Consider the following 25,679-nt stretch of genomic DNA (forward strand, 5'->3'; position numbering starts at 1 on the left):
GTATCAAGGATACGCGAAGGGTGGCGAGGAATGAACCCCGCTAAGAGTACTTCCAAGCATTATCTTGCACTGCTGCTTGCTGTGGCCGCAGTGGCGTTTGCCGCTGCGCTTGTAGCGCCCGCCTCGGCATATGCCGCGAGCGATCAGAAAATGTACCGCTTGTACAACCCCAATGGTGGCGAGCATTTCTATACGGCGAACGTGATGGAGATGACCAACTTGCATCGCCTTGGCTGGACCTACGAGGGCGTGGGTTGGATTGCCCCGGCGTCGGGGTCTCCCGTGTATCGCCTGTACAACCCCAACGGCGGCGATCATCACTACACCATGGCCGCTGAAGAGAAGGACTTTCTGGTTGCGCTGGGCTGGAACTACGAGGGCGTGGGCTGGAGGTCGGCAAGCGCTTCGGCGGGCCAGCCGCTCTATCGCCAGTACAACCCCAATGCCTCGTCGGGCTCGCATAACTACACGCTGAGCGCGCAGGAAAACGACCACCTCGTAAGCCTGGGCTGGAATGCCGAGGGCGTATGCTGGTATGGTTACGAACCATCTGAAAGCGACTTCATTACGTCGCTCGATTACTCTCAGGCGGTGAACCTGCCCGTTTCCGTTTCCGCATACAGCGTGGTGGTGGCGCGCGAAGACGGCGTGGTCATCGCCAGCAAATCGCCGAACAAGAAGTGCGAGACGGGTTCCACGGCGAAGCTCATGACGTGCTGGCTCGCCCAGGAGAGCCTGGGGGATGCCCAGGTCACGCTTTCCGATTACGACATTCAGATTGCCCAGCCGTTTGCCTACGATCGCGACCAGCCGTGGAAGGCCAATTCGGCATCCGTCGTGGCCAAGCAGTGCATGTACGTGTCGTCGAACCCCTATGCGCACACGCTCGCTCGCTACGTGGCGCGGGAAAAGTACGGGGCAACGGGCACCGACTGGGGCGATATGCGCAATGGCGTGCGCGCCATGCAGGAGCGCGCCGTGGAAATTGGCATGACGAACACCACGTTCGTTTCGCCCTCGGGCTTGTTCGGACCGAAGAACGGCAACTTTACGAAGGATTTCAGCAGCAATTCCAAGGGCATGACGAATAATCGATCCACGGGAAACGACATGATGCTGCTTACCCTGAATGCCGTGCCGGCGGGAACGCATATCGTGGGAAACACGTTTGGCAGCCCGCACAAGTTCACGAATATCAAAACGGGAACGAATGAGCGCGAATCCATGCTTTCGATGATACGAATAAAGGGCAAGACGTACTACATCGCCCTCATGGCTGCCGACCACACTTCCAGCCAGGGCGGAACCGACGTGAATGAGACCACTGCCATCGTCAATTGGCTCTGGGATTACGTGCAGTAGGGTGTTTCGTGAGTGGCTTCGTGCGAAAGAATGCGTTTCAATGGGCGGTGGCAGTCGGCGCCCTGGCGTTGTGCGCTGGCCTGTTCTTTGCGGCGTACGCGTTGGCCGAAGTTCCCATGCCTGCTATCGCAAGCGGTCTTACCTATAACGGCTCGGCGCAGGAAGGCGTTTCGGAGGCCGAGGGCTATACGCTGTCGGGTCAGGTGGATGCCACGAACGCCGGTGAGTATACGGTTACCGCCACGCTGCGCGAGGGCCGTCATTGGCCCGACGGTAGCATCGAGCCCAAGCGTGTGACCTGGGAAATCGACAAGGCGTCACTCGATGTCTCGGCCTTCACGGTCGATTCCACGTTCACGGGCGAAGAGCAGTCGCTCGTTTCTACGCAAGAAGTACCCGAAGGCGTTTCCGTGTCCTATGGCGTGAATGGCGTGGAATCCGAACGCCCCACGGCTACCAATGCCGGTAGCTACGAGGTAACGATGACGGTCGAGGGCGGCGGCAACTACAAGGATGCCACCATCGTATGCGAGGCGAAGATCGCGCCCGCTCCCATCGCCGCACCTGAGCCCGTATCGGGCCTGGTTGCAGATGGCAAGACCAGCCAAGTGGGCGTCCCCGAGGGCGATGGCTATACCGTGGAGGATGGGAGCGCTGTCGAGCCGGGGGAGTACGTTGCCGTGGTTACGCCCGATGCCAATCACGTATGGGAAGATGGCTCGTCCTCGCCACTGCAGATCGCTTGGAGCGTCGGCGCGCCCGAGGTTCCCTGGGGCAACTTGGTAACGCTCAACTACGATTCCGCCGTCGACCTGCCTGTTTCGCTGAGCGCCTACGGCGTGCTGGTGGCCACGGCCGATGGCACGGTGGTTGCGCAGAAGAACCCGTATACGCGTTGCGAGATCGCCTCCACCACCAAGCTGCTTACGTGTTGGCTGGCCAGCGAATACCTGGACGACGATAGCCAGGTGAGCCTCTCCTCGTACGATACGCAGATTGCCGAGCCGTTCGATTCGCCTGAAAATCAGCCGTGGCATACCGCCAGCGCCGCGAAGATCGAGGCGCAGTGCATGCTCACGTCGTCGAACCCGTATGCGCACGCCCTGGCGCGCTACGTTGCCCGTGCGCGGTATGGCGCTTCGGGAACTGATTGGGGCGACATGACGAACGCGCTGCGTGCCATGGACGAGCGTGCAACGGAAATTGGCATGAGTAACACCAGCTTCGTGTCACCCTCGGGACTTTTCGGCCCGGGCAATGGGGTGTTTACGAGTGGGTTCTCCTCGTTTTCGGGTGGCATGAAGAACAACCAGTCCACCGCCAACGACATGATGCTGCTTACGCTGAACGCCGCGGCTGCCGACGCGCCCATTTCGGGGCAGAAGCTTGGCAGCAACGATTTCACCTGCATAAAGACGGGTACGAATGAACGTGAATCCATGCTTGCCAAGGCTAATGTGAACGGCGAAACGTACTACATCGTCCTTCTGGCTGCCGATCATACTTCCGCCACCGGCGGAACCGACGTCCGCGAAATCGACCACATCATCGATTGGCTCGAAACGCGTTAGGTTGACGTTTCCCTCTCGAAGGCGAACAATAGCGGCAAGTTTTGCTGTTCGAAGTTGCTTGCCCGTTCGTACAATCGAGGCGCGTGACCCATGGCATTGTATGCTGCTCGACCTTCGGTGAAAGGCCTTTCCCACGATACATCGCGTTTGGCGATGCGATTGTTGGCTGTTGCCGGCGTGGTAATTCTTATCGCTGCCATTCTTTTCGTTTTGTTTGAGCCGCGTGGGCGCGTGGGCAGGCAAGAGGAATGGCTGGTAGGTGGATATTACGACATAATGAATGATGGGCATGGCTATCTTTTGGAATATGATTCCGCGACTCAGACGGCCGTTGTTGAGCTGTTGCCCGACTCGAATGCGTTGCTCTCCCTTCCGAATGACTTAGAGACGCCTCCAAACTATTTGTGTGGATTCCCACAACGTCATGGGCTGTGCCCCGATGTCGTCATTGCTTTGGATTGCGATTATGCCGTGGATATGCTGAGCAAGGCGACAGAGGATAGGCTTCAGCCTGGTGCGTTAGTGGAGGTGGCTTTTTTCCTCGGTGGCGATCGCGAGGGGCGTTATTCGTGCGACAGAATCAAGCCGGTTGATTCGTTTGAGGTCGATTGTTTATACGTGGAGGATTGCGCGAGGAGATGCCTCGCGTCTGGCGATGTTCCCGAGAGCGGGGACTACTGGTGGAGGCCCGCGAATCGCATTCCCAACAGGGATTTCGAGAAGAATATTTTGTAGGGCATGGCGCCCCTACATCACGTGGGCGATGGCGGTGAAGCCTGTGGCTAGGCCCAGGATGAGCGTTGTGGGTGGAAGCCAGCGTAGGGGGCTGCCCAGTTTGGCGGGCAGCAGGTTCTTGTTCGACATGCATGCCAGCATAATCAGCAGATAGAGCGGGATGAAGTAGCGTCCTTGCGTACCGCCCACCATGGAAGACCCCACGGGCGTGTATTGCAAGTACAGGCTGGCGTAGATGAGCGCGCAGATCAGAAGCGCAATGCCCGTGAGCGCCAAGCGCGTGCGCAGGGTGAATGGCCGCTTCAGGGGTTCGGTTCCGGAAATGGCAACAGTGGCAAGAAGCAGCAGATACAGAATCACGATGAGCGGGTTTACGCGTATGCCCATCCAAGCCAGGTAGTCGGCAGTGGAAGATTCCAGGTAGAACGGCAGGTTCACGGCGAAAGTGCGTGCCATGGACGCAACGAGCGCGAACGGGTTTGCCTTTACGAACGCCATTTGGGCATCGGGGTCTACGCCTGCGCCCAGCGCCTCGTGCGCCAATATGTCCGACGAGATGGAAAGCCAACCCAGGCAACCGGCAATCCCCAGCGCCCCAATGCACGCGACGGAACAGGTATAACGTCCCTTGCCGCCGAATCGTTCGATGGGAATGAGGAAGAGCACCAGGCAGATGGGCACGTACACGATCTTGAACTGGGAAAGCGCAAGCACTATTGCCGCGATGAGCGCCAGGTGGCGAAGGCCCATGGTGCGGTCTTGCTCGCGCCAATAGAGCGCGCAAGTCACGATGGCCAGACAGAGCGCAAACGATATGCCGTCGGTGGCCAGTGAGAACAGTTCCTGCTGCATCATGGGCAGCAGTGCAAGCGCGAATGCGATGGGTTTGCCCGTGGGCAGGAATCGCAGACAGAGGAAGATGATGGCCACCGCTGCCAGCCAGTTCATGAAGCGCCCTGCGTAGGCTAGGGTGGCAACATTGCCGGTGAGCAGGCGCGCGATGGCGATTCCCAGTGCCTGGGGCGTGTAGGATGCGGGGCTGTAGAGTGCGGTATTGCGGAACGAAACGAACGAGCAGTCACTGTTGTCGATGGTGCGTGTGGCGTAGTCGGCTACGTCGGCGTGGGTGTGCGTTCGGGCGAGTTCGTCGGGTACGGCAACGGCGGTGGGCAATATGCCTCCCATCAGGCCGTTCGTGGGATCATTGGGGTCGGCGTACGAGATCAGGCACCCTTCCGACACTTGGTAGGCGCGGCAGAAGTGTGACTCTTCGTCGGGAACGTTGAACAGCGGCGAGGCAAATATGCCCACGATCAGGAAGACCACGCTGATGATAGCGAAGGCGATGTCGAACCCAATATGCTTGCTCGTGCTCACAGTTCCCCCAGTTGGTTTCCGTTTCGCAAAACGATACCATGCTCTGTGCCTGCTGGGCTGGCGAAATGTGCCACGTGCGCGCATTTGCGCAGGTGCGATAGAATAAGCGCCGTGAAAACTACCTCGACATATCCCCAAGAACGCATTTATGCCACGATCGTTACGTTCAATCCCGACCTTGCGCGTCTGAAGGACAACCTGCGGGCGGTGTCCGGCCAGGTAGCGGGCGTGTTCGTAGTCGATAATGGATCGCAGGACGTGCAGGCCGTTCGCGATGTGGCTGCTGAAATAGCTGGTTGCACGGTGGTCGAAAACGGCCAGAACCTGGGCGTGGCCGCTGCGTTGAACCGCGGCGTGCGCGCGGCGCGCGATGCGGGCGCTGCGGCTGTGCTGCTGCTCGACGAGGACAGTACGTCGGCTCCGGGCATGGTGCAGACGCTCGCCCGCCATCTGGGCGAAGATGTCGGCCTGGTGTGTCCGCTCATTGGCAACTACCTGGAAGGCGACGCCCTGGAAACCTCCGATGCCGTTTGCCAGGTGCCCCGTGCCATCAATTCCGGCTCGCTCGTGAGCGTGGCCGCGTACGAAGCGGTGGGCGGATTCGACGAGATGCTGTTCGTGGATTGGGTCGACATGGATTTCTGCGCCAACTTGCGCTTGCATGGCTTTCGTATCCTGCAGACGCACGAAGTGGCGCTCGCACATGCCATTGGCGACAACCAATACGCACGCAAGGTGCCGTGGTTCAGCCGAGAGCGCGGGTTCCATTTGAAGCAGATGTATCGCACGAATCACAGCGACTTTCGCAGGGAAGACAAGGCTCGCTCGTGGGCCATTGTGCTGCGCAAGTATCGCGGCACCTCGGAATACGCCGCCGAGCGCAGTTGCATCGTGAAGGAATTCGTGAGCAACCTGCTGTTCGAGCGCCGTCGCTGTGCGCTGCTGCGTGCTTTCAGGCGCGGTTGGCACCGGGGCGTGGAAGCATGCGCCCGCAATGGGATAAAATAGGTCTGTTTGCAAGGGATTGGGAAGAAAGCGGCAGTTCATGATTGTTTTCGGTAAGGCGGGGGAATGAAGACGCTCCTGGTGATTCCCGCGTACAACGAAGAGGAGAACATCGAGCGCGTGGTCGATGCCCTTATTGCCGACTATCCCACGTATTCCTACCTTGTCGTAAATGACGGTTCGCGCGATGCCACGGCCGATATCTGCCGACGTCGCGGCTACCGTTTTCTCGATCTGCCCATCAATGTGGGGCTTTCCGGCGCGTTCCAGGCGGGCTTGAAGTACGCCTATCGCAATGGCTACGATTGCGTCATTCAGTTCGATGCCGACGGCCAGCACCTCCCGGAATATGAGGCTTCGGTAGTTTGTGTGACAAGGGGCTAGCCTAGGCAGCAACGCTCTTCGCTCCCTTCACGCCCTTCTTCCTCGCCTTCACCGGGCGACCCGGGAGCTGGGGCTGGCAGTCGCCGCACCTGAGCATGAGCAGGGCCACGAGGTTGTCGGTGTTGCGGAAGCCGTAGCCCATCCTCACCGTCACCTTGATCTTGTTGTTGATGGCCTCTACGCGCCCGTTGCTGATGCCGAGCTCGACTGCGGCGATGATGTCGTCGCGCCGGCGGCGCACCTTCTTCTCCACGGCGACGACCTTGGCGATCTTGCAGTAGGCGGCCCTGTGCATCCAGTCGTCGAGCAGCTCGGCGGCCTCGGAGCCGTCGGCTGCCCGGAAGACGGCCCGCAGGTCCTCCTTGAGCTCCCAGGCCCTGACCAGCCGCGAGCCGGCCCTCTTCTTGAGCGCCTCGAGCCTCGCCCTCTGGCCGTCGGTGAGGTCCTCGGGGTTCTTCACGAGCGCGTAGCGGCTGCCCTTGATGGAGGCCGCCTCCTCCTCGAGCGCCCTGACCTCCTCGGGCGGCAGCTCGCCTTTGGCAGGCCTGCCGCGCTTGCCCTCGGGCCTGGGCCTGGCGGCCCTGGCGGCGGCCCTGGCGGCGTTCCACTCCTCGCAGCGCACGGCGTCGAGCGCGTCGTTCATCCACTGGACCACGTGGAAGGGGTCCATGACCCACCTCGCGTTGGGGCAGCGGCGCTTGACCAGCTGCCTTATCCACCTCGCGCCGTCGGCGGTCACCACCTCTATGGCGCGCCTCTGCTCGCGCGTGAGCTCGTCGAGGAACAGGTTGAGCACGTCCTTGCCGGTGCCCTCGTGCGCCCAGATGAGGCAGCCGCGGTCGTGGTCGACGACCACCGTGACGTACTTGTGGCCCTTCTTGTACGACGTCTCGTCGATGCCGATGCGGCGCACGCCGTCGAACCTCGAGGCGCCGCGCGCGGCCTCCAGCTCGGCGTAGACGCGCCTGCACACGCCGCCCACGCTGTGCCACTCGACGCGGGCGAGCTCGGAGACCGCCGAGGCGGTGCAGCGGACCGCCAGCCACGCCACCCAGTCCTCGAAGTCACGCGTGAAGCGCGCCCCGTGCCGCGCCCAGGGGACGGCCTCGGTGCGCACGCCGTGCTCCGGGCAGCGCACCCTGCAGGGCGCGTACTCCAGGTAGCAGGCCGAGCGCGCCAGGTCCATCGCCCTCCACAGCCTGGGGGCCCCGCGGTTCGCCATGTCGTAGAAGTCGCAGGCCCTGCCGCATACGGGGCAGCGGCGCTGCTCGCGCTTGTAGGGCCGGACGCTCACGACGATGCGCTCGGCCTCGATGCGCGCGCCCAGGACGACCGTGCGGGCCAGACCGAGGGCGAGAAGTAGTAGACTCTTCATGCGTCACACCTCTTCGGTTGTCTGAATTTGGCTTAGCAATCATAGGCGGATGACGCGGAAACGGCCCCTCCCGGGGCCGTTTCAGTTCCAGATCGTTGTTTTCGCCCGCTGAGCTGGGCCTATGCCGGAATCTCTCCCACAGAAACCACCGAAGAGCCCGGAATATCTGGATAGCCTGGTGGCCGCGTTGGAGACCAACGATGTCGTTATTGGGTCGCGTTTCGTGAACGAGCGCAAGCCTTCGGGGTTGCGCGGGTTCGGCGGCTCGCTTATCAGCGGCATGATTCGTCTGACTACGGGAACGAAAATCACCGACCCCACGTCGGGCATGCGTGCGTACAACCGTCGCATGATCAAGGAGCTTGCCTTCGGCCCCAACCTGGGCCCCGAGCCCGACACGCTTTCGTATCTCATGCGCAAGAAGGGCGCTCGCATCGCGGAAGTGCCCGTTCAGATGGCCGAACGCACTGCCGGTACCAGCTATTTCAACCCGTGGTCGGCGAGCATGTACATGTTCCGCACGGCCCTTTCCGTCCTGCTCATTCAGTTCTTCAGGTAGGTCGCCATGTCCGTTGCCCTTAGAATCGTGCTTATCGTGGCCGCCGTGGCGTTGGTGGTCTTCTTGCTGCATAGCATCAAGCGCTCGAAGATGCGCATCGAGGATTCCCTATTTTGGGTGGCGTTTTCGCTGGTCATCTTGCTGCTGAGCATCTTTCCGGAAATCGCCGTGGCCGCTTCGGACGCCTTTGGGTTCATGGCGCCCGTCAACTTCATCTTCCTGTTCTTCATCTTCGTGCTCATCCTGAAGAACTTTGCGGGTAGCCGTCGCGTGTCGCAACTGGAATCCCGCGTGCAAGAATTGGCCGAACAGGTTGCCATCAATCAGCTCGACCATTACGAGCGCAGCGAGGCTGCGGCGCGGGCGCAGGGCGAAGAAGCGCCCGAACAGGTGAAATAGCATGTCGCGTATCTGCATACTGCTCGCCACGTACCAGGGCGAGCGCTTCGTGCGCCAGCAGCTCGATTCGCTTGTGGCGCAAACGCATGCCGATTGGGTATGCGTGGCTCAGGACGATTGCTCCGCCGATGCAACATTCGAAATCTTGCAAGAGTATGCGCAGGCCAACGACCGATTCGTGGTCATGCGCGCACCCGAGCGCCTGGGAGGCGCGAAGGAGAACTTTTTCTCGCTTATCGCGTATTGCCAAAAGCATATGGCGGATGCGGAGTATTTCGCGTTCTGCGACCAGGACGACATGTGGCTTCCCAACAAGCTGGCAGATTCGCTTGAAGCGCTGCGTCAGCTCGAGGCTGCGCTTGATGGTGCGCCTGCGGCCATCTGCACCGATGCCCAGGTTGTGGCGGAGGATGGCGCAGAAATTGCGCCTTCCTACCTGGCGTATACTGCGCGCGATACGCGCATGGTGGAGTTCAATAACCTGCTCGTAGAGAACATGGCGCCTGGTTGCACGATGCTCGTGAATCGCGCTTGTTTCATGAACGTGCGTCCGCCGCGCGAGGGCCTTGCCGCGGTGGAAATGCACGATTGGTGGACGATGCTCGTGGCGGCATCCCTGGGCGCCGTTGCCGTACTGCCCCAGGTCACCATGAAATATCGTCAGCATGGCGCCAATTCGCTGGGTGCGCAGCGCTATTCGCTTTCCGACCGCGCCGCCCATATGCGCGAAACCGTGGATGGCATTCGCGCGGCTCATAGCCAGGCACGTGCCTTTGCCGAAACGTATGCCGATGAGCTGGGCGAATGTGAACTTGCTCTCGCGCACGCTTTTGGCCACATGTTGGAGTGGAATCCTGCCAAGCGCTTGCGTGCGCTTGGCCGCGATGGCTTCTGGCGCGCTACGCCTGCAAAACGTGTGGTGCAGGTCATTCTGTCGCTGGGGATGCGCCGATGAAGGCCGAGACCCTGAAGGCGCGCACGATTTCCTCCATGTTCTGGAAGCTCATGGAGCGCGGCGGCACGTCGCTCGTGGCACTTATCGTGCAGATCGTGCTTGCTCGCTTGCTTGCTCCCGACGATTTCGGCGCACTGGCCATCATGCTCGTGTTCGTGAACCTGGGTAACGTCATCGTGCAATCGGGGTTGAACACTTCGCTCGTGCAGGCATCCAATGTGGACCGTCGCGACTTCAGCACGGTGTTTTGGATGTGCTTCGCCACGGCTACGGTGCTGTACGTGGTTGTATTTCTGGCCGCACCCGCGGTTGCTGCCTTCTACCAGTATGACGCCCTCGTAGCGCCCCTGCGTGTGCTTACCATCATCCTGTTCATCAATGCGTTCAATTCCGTGCAAGTGGCGAGTGTGCAGCGTGAACTGCAGTTCCGCAAGATCTTCTGGGCGGGCGTCGTCTCGGTGGTTGCGTCGGGCGCCTTGGGCATTGCGTCTGCCGCGCTGGGGGCAGGGCTCTGGGCGCTCGTCGTTCAACAGCTTGCCTACCAGGTTATATACAGCTTCGTCCTGTTCGTGCAGAATCGCTGGCTTCCTCAGTTCACGTTCAGCGCCGAACGTGCGCGTGTTCATTTTTCCTTCGGCTGGAAGCTGCTGGCGTCGGGTCTTCTGCAGACGGGCTACGAAAGCCTTTCCGACCTGATCATCGGCAAGCAGTTCTCACAAGCCCAGCTTGGTTTGGTTTCGCAGGGCAAGAAATACCCGGCTGCGTTGGGCACCACGCTCGATGGGGCCATCCAGCCCGTCATGATGTCGGCGGTGGCGCGCGCCAAGGACGACCTGGCGAACGTGAAGGGCCTGGTGCGTCGCGCCATCAAGACGAGCACGTTCCTCATTCTGCCCGCCATGGGTCTGTTTGCCGTAACCGCGCAGCCTATCGTGCTGCTTCTGCTGGGCGAGCAGTGGCTGCCCTGCGTGCCGTTCATGCAGATGTACTGCGTCGTGTACGCAATGCTGCCCATCCACACCACGAACCTGCAGACGCTCAACGGCATGGGTCGCAGCGACCTGTTCCTGAAACTCGAAATCATCAAGAAGTGCTATGGGATTGCGTTCATCTTGTTCTTTGGCCTGGTGCTGAAGGATATTTATCTCATGGTGGGGGCGTACATCCTGTCGGGCGTTATCTCTACGTTCGTGAACGCGCATCCCAACAAGCGCGTCATTGGCTATTCATACGGGGAGCAGCTGCGCGACATTGCGCCCGGCATTGCGCTTACGATCGTGTCGATGGCCCTTGCGGCCCCGCTTGCGTTGCTGGGGCTTCCCGCCCTGGGGCAGATTGCCGTCCAAGTTGTCGTGTTCGTGGGGCATACGCGCTGCTTGCGAGGCTGTTCCACGTGGAGGAATTCGAATATCTGGTCGGAATGGCGCGCGAGGCCATTTCCGCACGGCGTGGCCGCTAAGTCGTATACTGGCAGATACGTTTTGCACGGAAGGAATCTCATGGCCGCAGACCCCATTTTGGTAACTCGCTCTTCGCTGCCTCCGTTTCAGGAGTTTGTGAACGAGATTGCGCCGCTGTGGGAGTCCCATTGGCTCACCAACATGGGCGAAAAGCATGCGGAGCTCGAAGCTCAGCTGAAGGATCGCCTGGGCGTGCAGAACATCGCCCTGTTCACGAATGGGCACAATGCGCTCGAATGCATCTTGGAGGCGCTTCAGCTGGAAGGCGAGGTCATCACCACGCCGTTCTCGTTCGCGTCCACTACGCACGCCATCGTGCGCAAGGGCCTTACGCCCGTGTTCGCCGACATCCGTCGTAGCGATTGCACGCTGGACCCGGCGTCCATCGAGCGCGCCATCACGCCGCGTACCTGCGCCATCCTGCCCGTGCACGTGTATGGCAACCTCTGCGATACGCAGGCCATTCAGGACATCGCCGATAAACATGGGCTGAAGGTCATCTACGATGCGGCGCATGCGTTCGGCGTGGAACGCGATGGCGTTTCGGCGGCTGCATTTGGCGATGCCTCCATGTTCAGCTTCCACGCTACCAAGGTGTTCAACACTATCGAGGGTGGTGCGGTGTGCTTCCGGGATTCTTCGCTCTACGACGTGTTGAACCAGTGGAAGAACTTCGGCATCATCGGGCCGGAAGACGTGGAATACGTGGGTGGCAACGCGAAGATGAACGAGTTCTGCGCCGCTATGGGCATTTGCAATCTGCGCCACTTGGATAGCGAAATCGCCCTGCGTAAGTCCGTGCACGAGCGCTATATGGAGCGCCTGGCCGGTACGCCTGGCTTGAAGCTCTTCGACGTTCCGGCGAACGTGACGCACAATTACGCGTACTTCCCCGTGATCTTCCAAGACGAATTTGGCGCGAGCCGCGACACCGTGAAGGATGCCCTGGCGGCGGAGGGTATTGGCGCGCGCAAGTACTTCTTCCCGCTCATCAGCGATTATGCGTGCTATCGCGATACGTATTCCAGCGCGGAAACGCCCGTGGCGCGCGATGTGGCGCAGCGGGTGCTCACCCTTCCCATGTACGCGTCGCTTCCCCTGAACCAGGTCGACCGCATCTGCGATATCGTGCTTGGGTGTCAGGCGCGCTAAGCGCTAGTTTTCTGCGGGCAGGTTCAGCAGGGCGCCTAGCTTGGCGTCGTATTCGCGCGGCGTCCACTGCACGAATCCGCCAGCAGGCGTGAAGGTGAGCTCGCTAAAGCGTAGGCCCTGCGTGCAGCTATACCAATCTACGCGTACGAACGCGAAATCGGCGGCCAGGCGTTCGGAGTAGTCCAAAAGGGTTTCCAGGTCGTCAGGTCGTTCGACCTCTCCCTCCAATATGGGCAGCGAGGAAACGAACGGTTGGCGCTTCCAGTCGGGCGTGAAGAATTGCTTTTCGTTGCTGCCGTGCGGGTCGTGCATGGCGCCGACGTAGCGGGCCTTGCCGTTGAAGCACCACACTTGGTATTCCCATTCGATGTCGTCGAGCAGTTCTTCCGCGAATACCTTGCGCGGGATGTCGCTGTACCAGCGCTCCAACATAGTCAGCGCGAAATCGGTGTCCAGCCATTGCGCGCATGCTTCGCGCGTAGCCTGCATGTCTGCGGCCGCCATATCGTTCACCATGCTCATCATGCCCGAACCGTGGTTCGCCTTCAGCACGAACGAGGCGGGAAGGCCATGGAAGTCCACGTCTTCGGCGCGTTCCCACGTACGAAAGACCTGGGGAAGCACCTCCTCGCCCACGCGTTGCGCTACGTAGGGGCGTACGGCAAGCTTGTCGGCGCAGATGGTCTTCAGCGGAACCGCATCGTGAATCTTCAGCCACTGCATTTTCTCGTTGAACGTGGTCGGGTCCTGCAGGTTGGGATGCTCGCCATAGCGTGCGTAGTAGGCCCAATCGAGTTCGCGTTCCAGCAGGCTCTGGCTGCAGAGCGTGCGTTCGTTCACCGGGTGGAGATGACGGTGGATCCAATAGCGGACAAGGCGGAATAGGCGATTCAAGGCGAGGTTCTTCCTTCTAGCTGGCCTGACGGCATCCGATTATACAGCAGGCGTTTTTGCGTGGGATATAATCGGGCAGCGAAGGTATGGGTGGGCTGCGTGTGCTCACCGTTTGGAAGGACGTGAAGTGGCAGCGAACAGCGATGCGCCGTGCGAGAACAATGTGCGGGTAACGGTTCTCATTCCCGCGTACAACGTGGAAGATAGCCTGCGCGAGGGCGTGGAGTCCATTTTCGAGCAGGGCGTTTCCGATATTCAGGTGCTCATCGTGGATGATGGCAGTACCGACGGCACGCTGGAGGTTGCCCGCAGCCTTGCTGCGCAAGATACGCGCGTGACGGTCCTTCATCAGGAAAACGCCGGCGCCGCCGCTGCGCGCAATGCGGGTGTGCTGCAGGCGCGTGGCGAATGGATTTGTTTCGTCGATGCCGATGACCGCCTGCTGCCAGGCGCATTGCGCACGCTGTTGGCTTGTGCGGCTCCCGATCCGCGGGGTTGCGTGCCCGATATCGTGGTGGGTGACTTCGTTGAGGTTGATGGTTCTTCGCGCCGTCTGCGCGTGAACTTTTCCAGCGAGCGCACGTATTTCGGCCGCGAAGATCGTGCGTACTTGCTGAACATGGTGCTTTCCAATATTGAGCCCGACGGCAGCAGGGGCAGTGGCCTGGCTGGTGCCGTATGGGCGCGCATCTATCGCAGGGCCTTTCTGGTGGAGCATGAGCTCATGAGCGATGTTGCGCTGCGGCGTTCGCAGGACATCGCGTTCAACTTGCATTGCTTCGATCTGGCAACGTGCGTTGCGTGCTGTCACGAGCCCGTGTATGAATATCGCATCAACTCCGCTTCGGCTACCAGACGTCATGACCCCGAATCGTTGAAGAAGACGCTCGTGTACTATGCCGCCGTGCAGCGGTTCATGGAAGAGCACGACGCCGGATTCCTGCGCAATACGTTTTACATGGCCTGCGTCGATTGCATTCCGCCTATTTGGCGACAGATGGGCGACGAGAGCAAGCGTTCGTTCGTTGGCCTGTGTCAGACCGAGCCGTTTGCTACGGCCATTCGCGACATCGACGATAAGCCGCTCGATACGAAAACGCGTATCGAGATAGCCCTCCTGCGACGTCATATCTATTTCCCGTTGTATTGGTACGCGAAGCGAACCCTTATGTGCGCCCGTAGGGCGTAGGTCCCGTTCGCACCCAATCATCCCACCGATTAAGGGACGGTTCGCACGCTCGAATTCCCGTCTGCGATAGTGGCGTTTCGGCTGGTTACTCGGTATACTGAGCGAGTTACGCTACTTTGTCCTGGGTGGGGGTTATTATGGCGAACGCATACACTCAACCGCATGCGCGCACGCTCCGCATTGGCCTTGCCATTGCCGTTTGTCTGCTGGTCGTTTCCCTTTTCTGCATGGCAGATCCCGCCTATGCGCTCGACGACCCCGCTGATACGCAGGTGGATGCCGTTCTGGATGGCTCGTCCGACCAGGCTCCCGCAGCTCAGGTTTCTTCGCAGGGCGAAGTGGCCAACGGCGTCTCTTCGGCTGATAACCAGAAGGCGTCCGCTGCTCAAACGAACGAATCCGCTCCGGCGGCCCAAGAAGGCTCCGCGCCCGTCGCAGGTGAGAGCGATGTCTCTGCTGCAACTGCTGCCGAGACGCCGGCCGTCTCCGTAGACGAAGGCGCTAACCAAAGTGCCGCCGATTCCTCCAGCCAGCTTGCCCCGGCGTCCGATGCCGCCTCGCAGGGTGATGCTGCCGAGCCGGGGCTTGTCGTTGCTTCCGATGGCGAAACGCCCTCGTACGAAGAATCCCATGTGAATATGTATCGCCTGTACAACCCGAATTCGGGCGAGCACTTCTATACTTCCAGCGAATCTGAGGCAATGAACGTTGCCAGTGCCGGTTGGCAGTGGGAGGGCATCGGCTGGGTGGCTCCCACCACGTCGAGCACGCCTGTGTATCGTCTGTACAACCCCAATGGCGGCGATCACTTCTACACGACGTCGAAGAGCGAGCGCGATGGCCTGGTGAAGAAGGGCTGGAAGTACGAGGGCATCGGCTGGTACTCCGATTCAGAGGACACGGGGCTCGTCGTGTATCGCCAATACAACAAGAACGCCAAGACGGGCTCGCATAACTACACCACCTCCGCCTCCGAAAACGCCTCGCTCGTGAAGAAGGGCTGGAGGGCCGAGGGTGTTGCCTGGTATGCCACGAACGGCGCGAACCTGCCGTTTGCGGCGCGCTGGCTCGTGACCACCGCATGGACGGGGTCCCTGGAGCGCTACTGGATTGCCTCCGATGGCTCCATTGCCAAGTCTCGCCTGGTCACTACTTCGGAAGGTGCTGGCTTCACGGCGTATGCGAAATCGAATGGCGCGGTCGTGCGTGGCAAGTGGGACAACGGCGCTGGCTACGTCTACGTGGCCAACAATGACGGCAAGCTGGCATCTACGTCCGATGGCAACACCGGTTGGCTCGTGACCAAGGCCTACGATGGCTCCTACCAGCGCTATTACTACGACGGCGTGAAGCACGCCATGCACTCGGGCTTCTTCAAGGTCGATGGCACGCCGTATTTTGGCCTGGGCAATCAGGGCTATGTGCTGCGTGGCAAGCAGCTGTACGGCAACTATATGCTGCTAGCCGACAACGATGGCAAGATGCCCTCCAATGCCGGCTGGGTCGTTTCCAAGGATTACGACGGTGGGGTTTACCAGCGCTACTACATGAAGAGCGTGTTTAGCGGTGGCTACTACGGCGCTCGTAAGGGCTACTTCACCGTGGATGGCTCGCTGTACTACGGTATCAACGACGTGTACTACGTGCTGCGCAATGGCTATGTGGCACGTAACAACGAGCTCTACCATGCCGACAACGACGGCAAGATCACGCGTTCGTACGACTATTCGAGCGCTCAGCTGGAGATGTTCCTGCGCGCGCAGAGCAAGAGCAGCTCCACGGGCTACCTGCTCATGACCGATACCTCGGAATGCTGGTTCGGCGTGATGGTGGGGTACAAGGGCTTCTGGCAGTTCAAGTACTTCTGGCGCTGCGTGTGCGGTGCCAGCGATTATCGCACGCCCACGGGAACGTGGACCACGCAGACGCACGAGCGTTATCTCATCTGGGCGGGTGAGCCCGAGATGACGTCGCAGTGGGCTACGAAGTATACCGGCCCGTATGCCATCCATAGCATCTTGGCATCGAAGAGCGAGTTGGGTCAGCATTTGTCGCATGGCTGCATTCGCCTGGAGTGGAAGAACGCGCAGTGGGTGTACGACAACGTCCCGCTGGGTACTACCATCCACAATTACCGTCCATAACACCTGGGGTAACGGGGATAGTGTAGAATATCCCCGTTATCGAAGGGCTGTAACGGGGGAGTGATTACCACGGCTGTGCAAGGGAAGAACGCTTCACGGCCCTCGCTTCTCTTTGTCCTTGCGTTCGCTGCCGCGCTGGTGGTGGGCCTGGCGTTCTGCATCGCGAAATCGGGCTATTTCGTTGACGAAATCTATTCGTACGGCCTTTCCAACAGCTACTATTTTCCCTTCCTGAAGAGCGCCTACGATGACGACATTACCGGCAAGGTAATCGAGCGCGACGCTCTTCTGGAATACGTGCAGGTCGACGAGGGCCAGCAGTTCACATTCGATTCCGTTTTCTACAACCAGTCGAAGGACGTGCATCCGCCGCTGTACTACTGCGTCGTGCATCTGGTGTCGTCTTTTCTCCCTGGTGTGTTTTCGAAATGGATAGGCCTGGCCATAAACCTGGTCTTCTTTGGCCTTACGCTCTTCTTCCTCTACCGCCTTTCGCGGGAGCTGTTCGACGACGAGGCGGCTGCCGTTATGGCGATGCTCGCGTATGGCATGAGCCAGGCGTGCCTCTCTACGTTGGTGCTCATTCGTATGTACATGCTCATGTCGCTGCTCACGGTGCTGCTGGCCTATGTGGTCTTGCGTCTGCACCGCAGCGGAAAGCCTGCATGGTACGTTGCTCTTTTCGCCGTGGCGTATTGCGGTATGCTCACGCAGTACCTGTTCGCGTTCTATCTGGCGTTGCTTGCGGCGGCATACGTTGCCTACTTGGTGCTGCGTAGGCGGGAGCTACGACGGGCTGGTGTATTTGCGGTGGTGGTCGTCGTGGCGGGTCTTGCTATGTTGGCCACGTTTCCGGCCGTGTTCGAGCAGATGACGAACGTGACCGACCGTTTCGCGCCCGTGGAGGCCACGCCTTCGCTTGCGTATCTCGTGGCTGTTGCGTTCAAGTATCTCGCCTTGTCGTGCTTCGTGATGTGCGCTACGTCGCTGGTCCTTGTTGCGTGCGTGGCGTGGCGCATGCTTCGTGGGCATGTTGCAGCTCGCGAAGCCCTGCGTGTCGATCCGCTGGCGTGGATTATCGTGGTGCCGGCGTTTGCCGCGTACTTCCTGGTGCGCACCGTATGGGGCTATCACGATGAACGTTACACCTTCTCGGTGATTCCTCTTATGGCGCTTCTTGTGGGCATGCTCGTGGCGTGGGCGCGCGGTTTGGGCGCGTTCGATCGTTCGCGGGTCCTTGCTCCTTCGTGCTGCGCGTTGGTGGCGCTTGCGTCTCTCGCTATGAGCGTTGCGGTTGTGCCGCCGAATTACATGATGCCGCAAGACCCCGAGCGAACTGCCTTCGCCCAGGAACATGCTAGTGACCCGGTGTTGTATTTCGTGTCTACGTATCGCGATGCGGCCATGACGAATGACTACGAGCAGCTGGTGGAATACGGCTCCATTTGCACGGTGAATGCCGATGGTCCGTACGATGAGAGCCTGTCGCTCGTGAAGGATTATCTGGCCCGCTATCCGGAAGGTTCGCCTGTCGTGGTCTACATTCAGACGTATTCTACGTCGCCCGATCCAAGCGTCATGCTTGATTGGCTGTCTGGCTCGTTGGGGCTGGACGTTTCCTCGCTTGCGTATGAAAGCGATTTGTCGGAAACGTACGTGCTCGTATCGAACCAGGGAAAGGAGTAGTGGCTATGGGTGCTTATGCGAATGGCGCTGCTGCGCTTCCGGGCTTTGCGCCCGATGGGTCGCTGCTCACGCCGACTCCCATTGTTGAACTTGATGGCATGGCTTGCGACAACGAGCTTTACGTGAAGCGCGATGACCTGATTCCGTTCTCGTTCGGGGGCAACAAGGCGCGTATCGCCCAGTGCTTTTTCTCCGATGCGCTTGCGCGTGGCTGCAATGCCATCGTGGCGTATGGCAGTACGCGTTCGAATCTGGCGCGCGTTATGGCGAATGGTGCGGCGCGCATGGGCATGCCTTGCGCGGTGGTGTCGCCCGACGAGGCCGACGGATCGCGCCCTCGTTCGTTCAACGCTGAGCTTTGCGCGCGTTTGGGCGCCCAGGTACACCCCTGCCAGAAAGGCGAGGTGGCCCAGGCGGTGGAAGCCGCTCTGGACGAGCTGCGCGAACAGGGCTTTCGGCCGTATTACATCTACGGCAATCGTTTTGGGAAAGGCAATGAGGCCACTCCCGTGCAGGCGTATGTGCATGCGAGCAGGGAAGTCGCCGATTGGGAGCGCGCTTCGGGCGCCTCGTTCGACTACGTCTTCCTGGCTACGGGCACAGGTATGACGCAGGCGGGTCTGCTGTGCGGGAACGTCCTAACTGGTTCGTCGTGCGAGGTCGTGGGCATTTCCGTGGCGCGTTCTGCGGAAGCGGCTACGGAGCACATCGAGGGGTATTGCCGGGCGTATTTAGCGTCGCGTGGCGTTGACGTACCGGCCGACCTGCATAGCCGCATTTGCGTAAGCGATGGGTTCCTGCATGGTGGCTATGGGCGCGCCGATGCCGCTGAGCAGCAGACCATTCGCCATGCGTTTGCGCACGCGGGCATGCCGCTTGACGAAACGTATGTGGGGAAGGGCTTCGATGGCATGCTTCGATACCTACGTGAGCGTGACATATGCGGAAAGCGCATACTGTTCTTGCATACGGGTGGCACGCCACTGTTCTTCGATGCGCTCGATGGCTCGGAAGGCGTGGTGCGTGCATGACGCGTCATTTCCCCCGCCGTCCTCAGTTCGTGATCGTGTCGCCCCGGCAGAGCGGGGGCGGCGCCATCGTATTGCATGCCCTTGCGAAATACGCTTCCGAACTGGGTTATCGTGCGCGCGTGTTCTATCCGGGCGAGCGTAAGTACGAACCGGGTCGCAAGGCGTTCTTCTGGCGGCAGCAGATCGTGTTTACCATAACCGACGTTGCGCGCGTGGCGCTGGTGAAGCTCTTCGGCGAGAAGCCGTTCCTAAATAACCCCCTGTTCAAGGGGTATGTGAACGTGTCGGTGCGCGGTGTTGCGCGCAAGTGGTTGCCACGTGTGACCGACGATGACGTGGTGGTATATTCCGACAACATCGTGGGGAATCCGCTGCACGCTACGCATGTGGTGCGCTGGCTGCTTTACCACTATACGTACAAGGACCGCCCTGGCGTGGCCTATAGCGAAAGCGACGTGTTCTACTGCTACATGCAGCCGTTCAACGATGTGGACCTGAACCCCCAGGGTCGTCAGCTCACCACGCCGTATTACGACTTGGGACTGTACAAGCAGACGAACTTCGGTGAGCGCACGGGCACGTGCTACGTCGTTCGAAAGGGCGCCGATCGCCCCGACTTGCCTGAGTCGTTCGATGGCATCGTGGTGGATGACCTTTCCGAGGCGGAAAAGGTTCGCGTGTTCAACGAGTGCAAGTACTGCGTGAGCTACGACATGCAGACGGCATACTCCACGTTGGCGAGCATTTGCGGCTGCATTTCGGTGGTGGTGCCCGAGCCGGGCAAGACGTACGACGACTATTACGCCGAAGACTACAAGATGTACGGCGTGGCATTTGGGTTCGACCCCGAGCAGCTGGCGTATTCCGAGCGCACGCGTTCCGATGCGCTCGCGTATTACACCGCGCGCAACGAGGAGAGTCGCGCGCAGGCCCAGGCGTTCGTGGAAGATTGCAAGGAGCTGTTCTTCTCGTAGGCGTCGGGATTTCGTAGTCTATAATGTGCGGACCGATTTCTCCTTGGGGCGAAACGGTGTGTTCGACGGATGGAAGGGTGCTGTATGAGCGACGGTATGCAGGGTGTTCAAACGGGGCTTACCCCCGAGCGACCCAACGTGCTCATTACGTCGGTGGGCCGCAGGACCTACCTGGTGCGCTGGTTCCAGGAGGCGCTTGCCGGCGAAGGCGAAGTGCATGTGGTGAACAGCTCGTCGCTCACGCCCGCATTTGCCCTGGCGGACGCTGCGGAAGTATGTCCGCTCATCTATTCCGACGAATACATTCCCTTCCTGCTGCAGTATTGCCGCGACCATCGCATCGGCGCGCTGCTCTCGCTGTTCGACATCGACGTGCCCGTTCTGTCGGCCCATGCAAGCGAGTTCCGCGCGTTGGGGGTAGAGCCCATCGTGGCGCCGTTGCAGGTGGCTCGGGCGTGCAATGACAAGTACCTGGGGCAGAAGCTCGTGGCGGGCGCTGGCATTCCTGCGCTTGCCACCTACCTTTCCCTAGATGACGCCAGGCGCGCGCTTGCGGCGGGGGAGGTATCGTTTCCCCTGTTCGTGAAGCCACGTTGGGGCATGGGCTCCATTGGCATCTATGCGGCCCATTGCGAGGAAGAGCTCGAGGCCATGTATCGCCTGGTGCGCGCCCAGGTCGCCAGCTCGTATGTGAAGTACGAGTCGTGCGAGGACCCCGACCACGCCGTGCTCATTCAGCAGGCGGCGGCGGGCGAGGAATACGGCATGGACGTAATGTGCGATCTGCGGGGTGCGTTCGCTGGCGTTTCGGTGCGCAAGAAGATTGCCATGCGCTCGGGTGAAACCGACATTGCCCAGGTCATCGAGCCTCCGTGCGAGTTCGTAGAGCTTGCGCGTACGCTTGCCCAGGCGGCGCCCCATCCGGGGAACATGGATGTCGACGTGTTTGCGGTGCAAAACGACGACGGGTCGTATGCTTCGTTGCGCGTACTGGAAATGAACGCGCGCTTCGGTGGCGGCTATCCGTTTTCCCATCAGGCGGGCGTGAACCTGCCAAAGGCTTTGGTTGCTTGGCTGCGCGGCGAAGAGCCTGCGCCGGGGTTGCTGATTGCCGATAATCCGGGTTTGTACATGAAGGACATATCGGTCGTTCAGCTTGGGTAGGGGCAAGGCGTTTCCGCGGTTGTTTTATTACGGGAGCGTGTCGTTTTGGCACTCAATTTAGTTGAGTGCTAGCATGGTACAAAAATTTTAAGGCCCACTGTAGAAAAGAGGAGCCACATGTCATTCGACAAGTTTACCGACAAGGCGAGAAAGGTGCTGGTTATCGCGCAAGACGAAGCCAGGGGCCTGCATCAGCCTTATGTCGGGACCGAGCACATACTGCTCGCTCTCATCAAGGAGCAAGATGGTCTGGCCGCTCAGGCGCTCGACCGCTTGAACGTTCATTACGACGAGGCCGTGCATGCCGTGAAGCAGGTCGTGGCCATCGACCCCGATTCCGACGTTTCGGGTCATCTGGGCTTCACGCCGCGCGTGAAGCGCGTGCTGGAGAACAGCCTGCGCGAGGCCATGCAGATGGGCCAGAGCTACATCTCTACCGAGCATCTGCTGCTGGGCATCGTGCGCGAGGGCGAAGGCGCCGCAATCGACGCGCTTGGCCGCCTGGGCGTTTCGGGCGACGCTGTGCGTAGCGCCCTGAACGACCTGGTGGGCCAGTCGTCGGTGTTCGCTGGTCGCGCTGGGGTCGACCCTGGTGCGCAGCCGAAGGAAAGTGCCCTGGCCGAATACGGCACCGACCTCACCAAGAAGGCCGCCGAAGGCAAGCTCGACCCGGTCATTGGCCGTGCTGGCGAAATCGAGCGCATCATGCAGGTGCTCTGCCGTCGCCAGAAGAACAATCCGCTGATCATCGGCGATCCGGGCGTTGGCAAGACGGCCGTGGTGGAGGGCCTGGCCCAGCTCATCGTGAGCAACCAGGTTCCCGATATGCTGCGTCATCAGCGCCTGTTCACGCTCGATATTTCCAGCCTGGTTGCGGGCAGCAAGTACCGTGGCGAGTTCGAAGAGCGCCTGAAGAAGTGCATCAAGGAAGTCATCGCGGAAGGCGATATCATCCTGTTCATCGACGAGCTGCATACGCTCATCGGCGCGGGTGCAGCCGAGGGCTCCATCGACGCCGCCAGCATTCTGAAGCCGCCGCTGTCCCGTGGCGAGATTCAGGTCATTGGCGCCACCACCATCGACGAGTACCGCAAGCACGTGGAAAAGGATTCCGCGCTCGAGCGTCGTTTCCAGCCCATCACCGTGGGCGAGCCCAACGAAGAGCAGTCCATTCGCATCATGCAAGGTCTGCGCGATCGCTACGAAGAGCATCACGGCGTGAAGTTCACCGACGATGCCCTGCAGGCGGCCGTTCAGCTTTCCAGCCGTTACATTCAAGATCGCTTCCTGCCCGACAAGGCCATCGACGTCATGGACGAAGCGGGCGCGCGCATGCGCATCCGCAACATGACGCTGCCGCCCGAACTGGCGGAACTCGACGACAAGCTGCGCAAGGTGCGCCAGAAGAAGGAAGGCGCCATCGCCGATCAGGACTTCGAGCAGGCCGCCGCCCTGCGCGACCAGGAAGAGCAGTTGAAGCGCGACCGCGAAGTTGCCCAGCAGAAGTGGGAAGAGGAATCGCACAAGACGCTTCAGCAGGTTTCCGCCGAAGACATCGCCGACGTGGTGAGCATGACCACGGGCGTGCCCGTAAGCGACCTCACGGAAGCCGAGGCCGATAAGCTGCTGCGCATGGAAAGCGTGCTGCACGAGCGCATTGTGGGTCAGGACGAGGCGGTCACCGCCGTTTCGAAGGCCATTCGCCGCGCTCGCAGCGGCCTGGCCGACCCGAAGCGTCCCACCGGTTCGTTCATCTTCCTGGGCCCCAGCGGCGTAGGCAAGACGGAGCTTTCCAAGGCGCTCGCGGAGTTCCTGTTCAACAGCGAAGATGCGCTCATCAGCTTCGACATGAGCGAGTACATGGAAAAGCACACGGTATCGCGTCTCATCGGTTCGCCCCCGGGTTACGTGGGCTACGATGAGGGCGGCCAGCTTACGAAGGCCGTGCGCCAGCGTCCGTATTCCGTGGTGCTGTTCGACGAGATCGAGAAGGCCCATCCCGACGTCTTCAACATCCTGCTCGAGATCCTGGAAGAGGGTAGGCTCACCGACGGCCAGGGCCGTTCGGTCGACTTCCGCAACACCGTCATCATCATGACGAGCAACGTGGGTGCGCGTGACATCGCCCAAACGGCGCCGCTGGGCTTTGGCGGTTCCGAGCAGGCGGGTCTTTCCGATACGGAAATCAAGAGCCGCGTGACGAGCGAGCTGAAGAAGCTCTTCCGTCCCGAGTTCCTGAACCGCATCGACGAGACCATCGTGTTCAAGAGCCTCACGAAGGAGGAAATCGGCCAGATCGTGAAGCTGATGGTTGCCGACCTTCGCGAACGCTTGATCGCCCAGAACATGACCATCAACATCACCGACGACGCCTGCCGCTACATTGCCGAGCAGGGCACCGACACCACGTACGGTGCGCGCCCGCTGCGTCGCGCCATTCAGCGCCTGCTGGAAGACCCCATTTCCGACCAGGTTCTGGAAGGGAAGTGGCGTTCGGGTTCGGTTATCGACGTCAGCCTGAAGGATGGCGAGCTCGTGTTCGAGCCTGGAACCGGCGACATTCCTGCGCCGCGTAAGCGCGATAGCATCGCGCACGACGCCGAGTTGCTCATGCGCGGCTACGACCTCTCCGATACCGGTCGCGCCCTGCGTTCGGGCGGCTCGGGTTCGGGTGGCGTTCCCGCAGCCGATGGGGCAGCGAACTAGCTGATGACGAAGGCGCATGATTCGCTCATGCGCCTTCTCTTTTGCCCCGTCATTCCGCATGTTGTGGGTTTTGTCGTATCATGGGGTAACGTGCGCGGGGGTTTCCGCGCTTTGAATTGCAAAGGAGGCGCACCATGCGCAACGTAGATGCGCAGTACAACCTTGCGGGCACGATGGATCCCATTTACGCTCCCTCGGCGCTGCGCTCGCCCGAGGCTCTTATCAGCGCCATCGATTTCGATGCGCTTACTCAGAACCTCGTGGGGTTGGAAGGCAAGGTCGACAAGGAACCGAAAACCGCAGCGATTATCCTGGCTGGTGGCCAGGGTGAGCGCTTTGGCCGCGATGGTGGCAAGCAACTCGTTGAAATCGCTGGCAAGCCCGTGCTCACGTGGTCGGCTGAAGCGTTCGACGCTGTGGGCGATGTGGGTCTTATCGTGGTTGTGTGCCCGAAGGAGCGCCAGGCGGAATACCTGGCCCGCGCCATCGACCCGTTCCCCTTCGTGACGCCCGTTGTCATGGCTCCAGCTGGCGACATTCGCCAGGAAAGCGCCTTTTCCGGCTTGGAATACGTTGACGATCGCTTCGAGTTCGTAGTGCTGCACGATGGCGCCCGTCCGCTCATCAGCCCCGAGCTCATCGCGCACACTATCAGCGTGCTGAAGGGCAACGTCGACGCCGATGGCGCCGTGGTGGCCCATCCTTCGGTCGACACGCTCAAGGTCGTGGAAAACGGCGTGATCATGGGTACGCCCGATCGCACCGTGTTCTGGAATGCGCAGACGCCGCAGGTGTTCCGTACGGGCATCTATCGTCGCGCCCATGCTTCGGCGCTGTCCGACGGTTTCGTGGGCACCGACGACGCCTCGCTCATCGAGCGCTTGGGCGGCAAGGTGCTCGTGGTGGAAGGCAAGCGCGACAACATCAAGCTCACCGTGCCGGAAGACTATCTCATGTTGGCTGCAGCCGTGCATACCATGCTGCGCGAAAGGGCGGGTGAGCAGGAATAATGTCTATTCCCAACCTGCGCATCGGCCTGGGCGCCGATACGCATCAGCTGGTGGAGGGCCGCGATCTCATCATCGGCGGCGTGAACATTCCCTACGAAAAGGGCCTGCTGGGGCATTCCGATGCCGACGTGCTGGCTCATGCCGTTGCCGACGCCGTGCTGGGCGCTGCCCGCGCGGGCGACATTGGCAAGCTCTTCCCCGATACCGACGCTGCGTATGCCGGGGCCGATAGCATGGTGCTGTTGGCGAAGGCCGCCGAGCACGTGCGCGAGCTTGGCTTCGAGATCGTCGATGTCGATAGCGTCATTTCCGCGCAGGCTCCCAAGATGTCGCCGCATCGCGACGCCATGCGCGCCAACTTGGCCAAGGCCATGGGCATCTCCGTGGAAAACGTGGGCGTGAAGGCCACCACAACCGAGCATCTTGGCTACGAGGGTCGCGGCGAGGGCATTTCTGCCCAGGCTACCGCTCTGCTCGCGCGATGTAACTAGGTGCCGCCCACAACGCATGCTGCTACGCTCGCCCCGTTATGCGGGGCGCTGCCATT

At 60.7% G+C, this 25,679-nt stretch carries 21 protein-coding genes; 18 read left to right on the top strand and 3 right to left on the bottom strand.

What is annotated here, in order from left to right:
• Positions 1-30 precede the first annotated feature (30 nt).
• From AAY81_RS01295 to AAY81_RS01305, 3 genes are all read left to right on the top strand, one after another.
• On the top strand, positions 31-1,362 hold the full coding sequence (locus AAY81_RS01295; RefSeq protein WP_066660462.1) for a hypothetical protein: 1,332 nt from the start codon (positions 31-33) through the stop codon (positions 1,360-1,362).
• Positions 1,363-1,409: 47 nt separating this feature from the next.
• On the top strand, positions 1,410-2,933 hold the full coding sequence (locus AAY81_RS01300) for a D-alanyl-D-alanine carboxypeptidase family protein (RefSeq protein ID WP_066660466.1): 1,524 nt from the start codon (positions 1,410-1,412) through the stop codon (positions 2,931-2,933).
• Positions 2,934-3,023: 90 nt separating this feature from the next.
• On the top strand, positions 3,024-3,668 hold the full coding sequence (locus AAY81_RS01305) for a hypothetical protein (RefSeq protein WP_143117390.1): 645 nt from the start codon (positions 3,024-3,026) through the stop codon (positions 3,666-3,668).
• A gap of 12 nt (positions 3,669-3,680) precedes the next feature.
• Here AAY81_RS01305 and AAY81_RS10065 read toward each other — a convergent pair whose 3' ends face one another.
• A complete protein-coding gene (locus tag AAY81_RS10065; protein ID WP_066660471.1) occupies positions 3,681-5,045 on the bottom strand; it encodes a DUF2142 domain-containing protein in 1,365 nt (454 codons plus the stop codon).
• Positions 5,046-5,156: 111 nt separating this feature from the next.
• Between AAY81_RS10065 and AAY81_RS10350 the strand changes: the two genes are divergently transcribed.
• Positions 5,157-6,053 carry a glycosyltransferase gene (locus AAY81_RS10350; RefSeq protein ID WP_066660474.1) on the top strand — a complete coding sequence of 299 codons (897 nt, stop codon included), beginning with the start codon at positions 5,157-5,159 and terminating at the stop codon, positions 6,051-6,053.
• Between the two features lie 63 nt (positions 6,054-6,116).
• A complete protein-coding gene (locus AAY81_RS01320) occupies positions 6,117-6,434 on the top strand; it encodes a glycosyltransferase family 2 protein (RefSeq protein ID WP_082867789.1) in 318 nt (105 codons plus the stop codon).
• A gap of 1 nt (position 6,435) precedes the next feature.
• Here AAY81_RS01320 and AAY81_RS01325 read toward each other — a convergent pair whose 3' ends face one another.
• On the bottom strand, positions 6,436-7,809 hold the full coding sequence (locus tag AAY81_RS01325) for an ISL3 family transposase (protein WP_066660379.1): 1,374 nt from the start codon (positions 7,807-7,809) through the stop codon (positions 6,436-6,438).
• A gap of 121 nt (positions 7,810-7,930) precedes the next feature.
• Between AAY81_RS01325 and AAY81_RS01330 the strand changes: the two genes are divergently transcribed.
• From AAY81_RS01330 to AAY81_RS10070, 4 genes are read left to right on the top strand one after another with little or no spacing between them, the layout of a single operon-like run.
• Positions 7,931-8,368: a glycosyltransferase family protein gene (locus tag AAY81_RS01330; protein WP_143117384.1), complete on the top strand. Its 438-nt coding sequence runs from the start codon at positions 7,931-7,933 to the stop codon at positions 8,366-8,368.
• Positions 8,369-8,374: 6 nt separating this feature from the next.
• Complete coding sequence (locus AAY81_RS01335; protein WP_066660478.1) at positions 8,375-8,767, top strand: DUF2304 domain-containing protein; 393 nt, start codon at positions 8,375-8,377, stop codon at positions 8,765-8,767.
• Position 8,768: 1 nt separating this feature from the next.
• Positions 8,769-9,722, top strand: a complete 954-nt coding sequence (locus AAY81_RS01340; protein WP_066660480.1) for a glycosyltransferase family 2 protein — start codon at positions 8,769-8,771, stop codon at positions 9,720-9,722.
• Positions 9,719-12,334 (top strand): DegT/DnrJ/EryC1/StrS family aminotransferase, encoded by a 2,616-nt coding sequence (locus tag AAY81_RS10070; protein ID WP_082867790.1) that lies wholly within the window; start codon positions 9,719-9,721, stop codon positions 12,332-12,334. The genes AAY81_RS01340 and AAY81_RS10070 overlap by 4 nt, the downstream gene beginning before the upstream one ends.
• Positions 12,335-12,337: 3 nt before the next feature.
• Here the strand turns inward: AAY81_RS10070 and AAY81_RS01350 are convergent, their stop codons facing one another.
• Entirely contained in the window at positions 12,338-13,228 is an 891-nt protein-coding gene (locus tag AAY81_RS01350; RefSeq protein ID WP_066660482.1) for an ATP-grasp fold amidoligase family protein, read from the bottom strand.
• A gap of 127 nt (positions 13,229-13,355) precedes the next feature.
• Here AAY81_RS01350 and AAY81_RS01355 point away from each other — a divergent pair, with 127 nt between their 5' ends.
• From AAY81_RS01355 to ispF, 9 genes are all read left to right on the top strand, one after another.
• Positions 13,356-14,417, top strand: a complete 1,062-nt coding sequence (locus AAY81_RS01355) for a glycosyltransferase family 2 protein (RefSeq protein ID WP_066660489.1) — start codon at positions 13,356-13,358, stop codon at positions 14,415-14,417.
• Between the two features lie 137 nt (positions 14,418-14,554).
• Positions 14,555-16,561 (top strand): L,D-transpeptidase family protein, encoded by a 2,007-nt coding sequence (locus AAY81_RS01360; RefSeq protein WP_066660491.1) that lies wholly within the window; start codon positions 14,555-14,557, stop codon positions 16,559-16,561.
• 60 nt (positions 16,562-16,621) lie between these two features.
• Entirely contained in the window at positions 16,622-18,247 is a 1,626-nt protein-coding gene (locus AAY81_RS01365) for a glycosyltransferase family 39 protein (protein WP_066660493.1), read from the top strand.
• A gap of 5 nt (positions 18,248-18,252) precedes the next feature.
• Positions 18,253-19,278 (top strand): 1-aminocyclopropane-1-carboxylate deaminase/D-cysteine desulfhydrase, encoded by a 1,026-nt coding sequence (locus tag AAY81_RS01370; RefSeq protein WP_082867793.1) that lies wholly within the window; start codon positions 18,253-18,255, stop codon positions 19,276-19,278.
• Entirely contained in the window at positions 19,275-20,252 is a 978-nt protein-coding gene (locus AAY81_RS01375; protein WP_066660495.1) for a hypothetical protein, read from the top strand. The genes AAY81_RS01370 and AAY81_RS01375 overlap by 4 nt, the downstream gene beginning before the upstream one ends.
• A gap of 84 nt (positions 20,253-20,336) precedes the next feature.
• The gene (locus AAY81_RS01380) at positions 20,337-21,416 is read left to right on the top strand and encodes an ATP-grasp domain-containing protein (protein WP_205630837.1); all 1,080 of its coding nucleotides are present in this window, start codon (positions 20,337-20,339) and stop codon (positions 21,414-21,416) included.
• Between the two features lie 117 nt (positions 21,417-21,533).
• The gene (locus AAY81_RS01385) at positions 21,534-24,122 is read left to right on the top strand and encodes an ATP-dependent Clp protease ATP-binding subunit (protein ID WP_066660501.1); all 2,589 of its coding nucleotides are present in this window, start codon (positions 21,534-21,536) and stop codon (positions 24,120-24,122) included.
• Between the two features lie 134 nt (positions 24,123-24,256).
• Positions 24,257-25,132 carry a 2-C-methyl-D-erythritol 4-phosphate cytidylyltransferase gene (ispD, locus tag AAY81_RS01390; protein WP_066660503.1) on the top strand — a complete coding sequence of 292 codons (876 nt, stop codon included), beginning with the start codon at positions 24,257-24,259 and terminating at the stop codon, positions 25,130-25,132.
• On the top strand, positions 25,132-25,623 hold the full coding sequence (gene ispF / locus AAY81_RS01395; RefSeq protein ID WP_066660505.1) for a 2-C-methyl-D-erythritol 2,4-cyclodiphosphate synthase: 492 nt from the start codon (positions 25,132-25,134) through the stop codon (positions 25,621-25,623). The genes ispD and ispF overlap by 1 nt, the downstream gene beginning before the upstream one ends.
• Positions 25,624-25,679: the final 56 nt, after the last annotated feature.

It is taken from the genome of Denitrobacterium detoxificans, assembly GCF_001643775.1.
GTDB lineage: Bacteria > Actinomycetota > Coriobacteriia > Coriobacteriales > Eggerthellaceae > Denitrobacterium > Denitrobacterium detoxificans.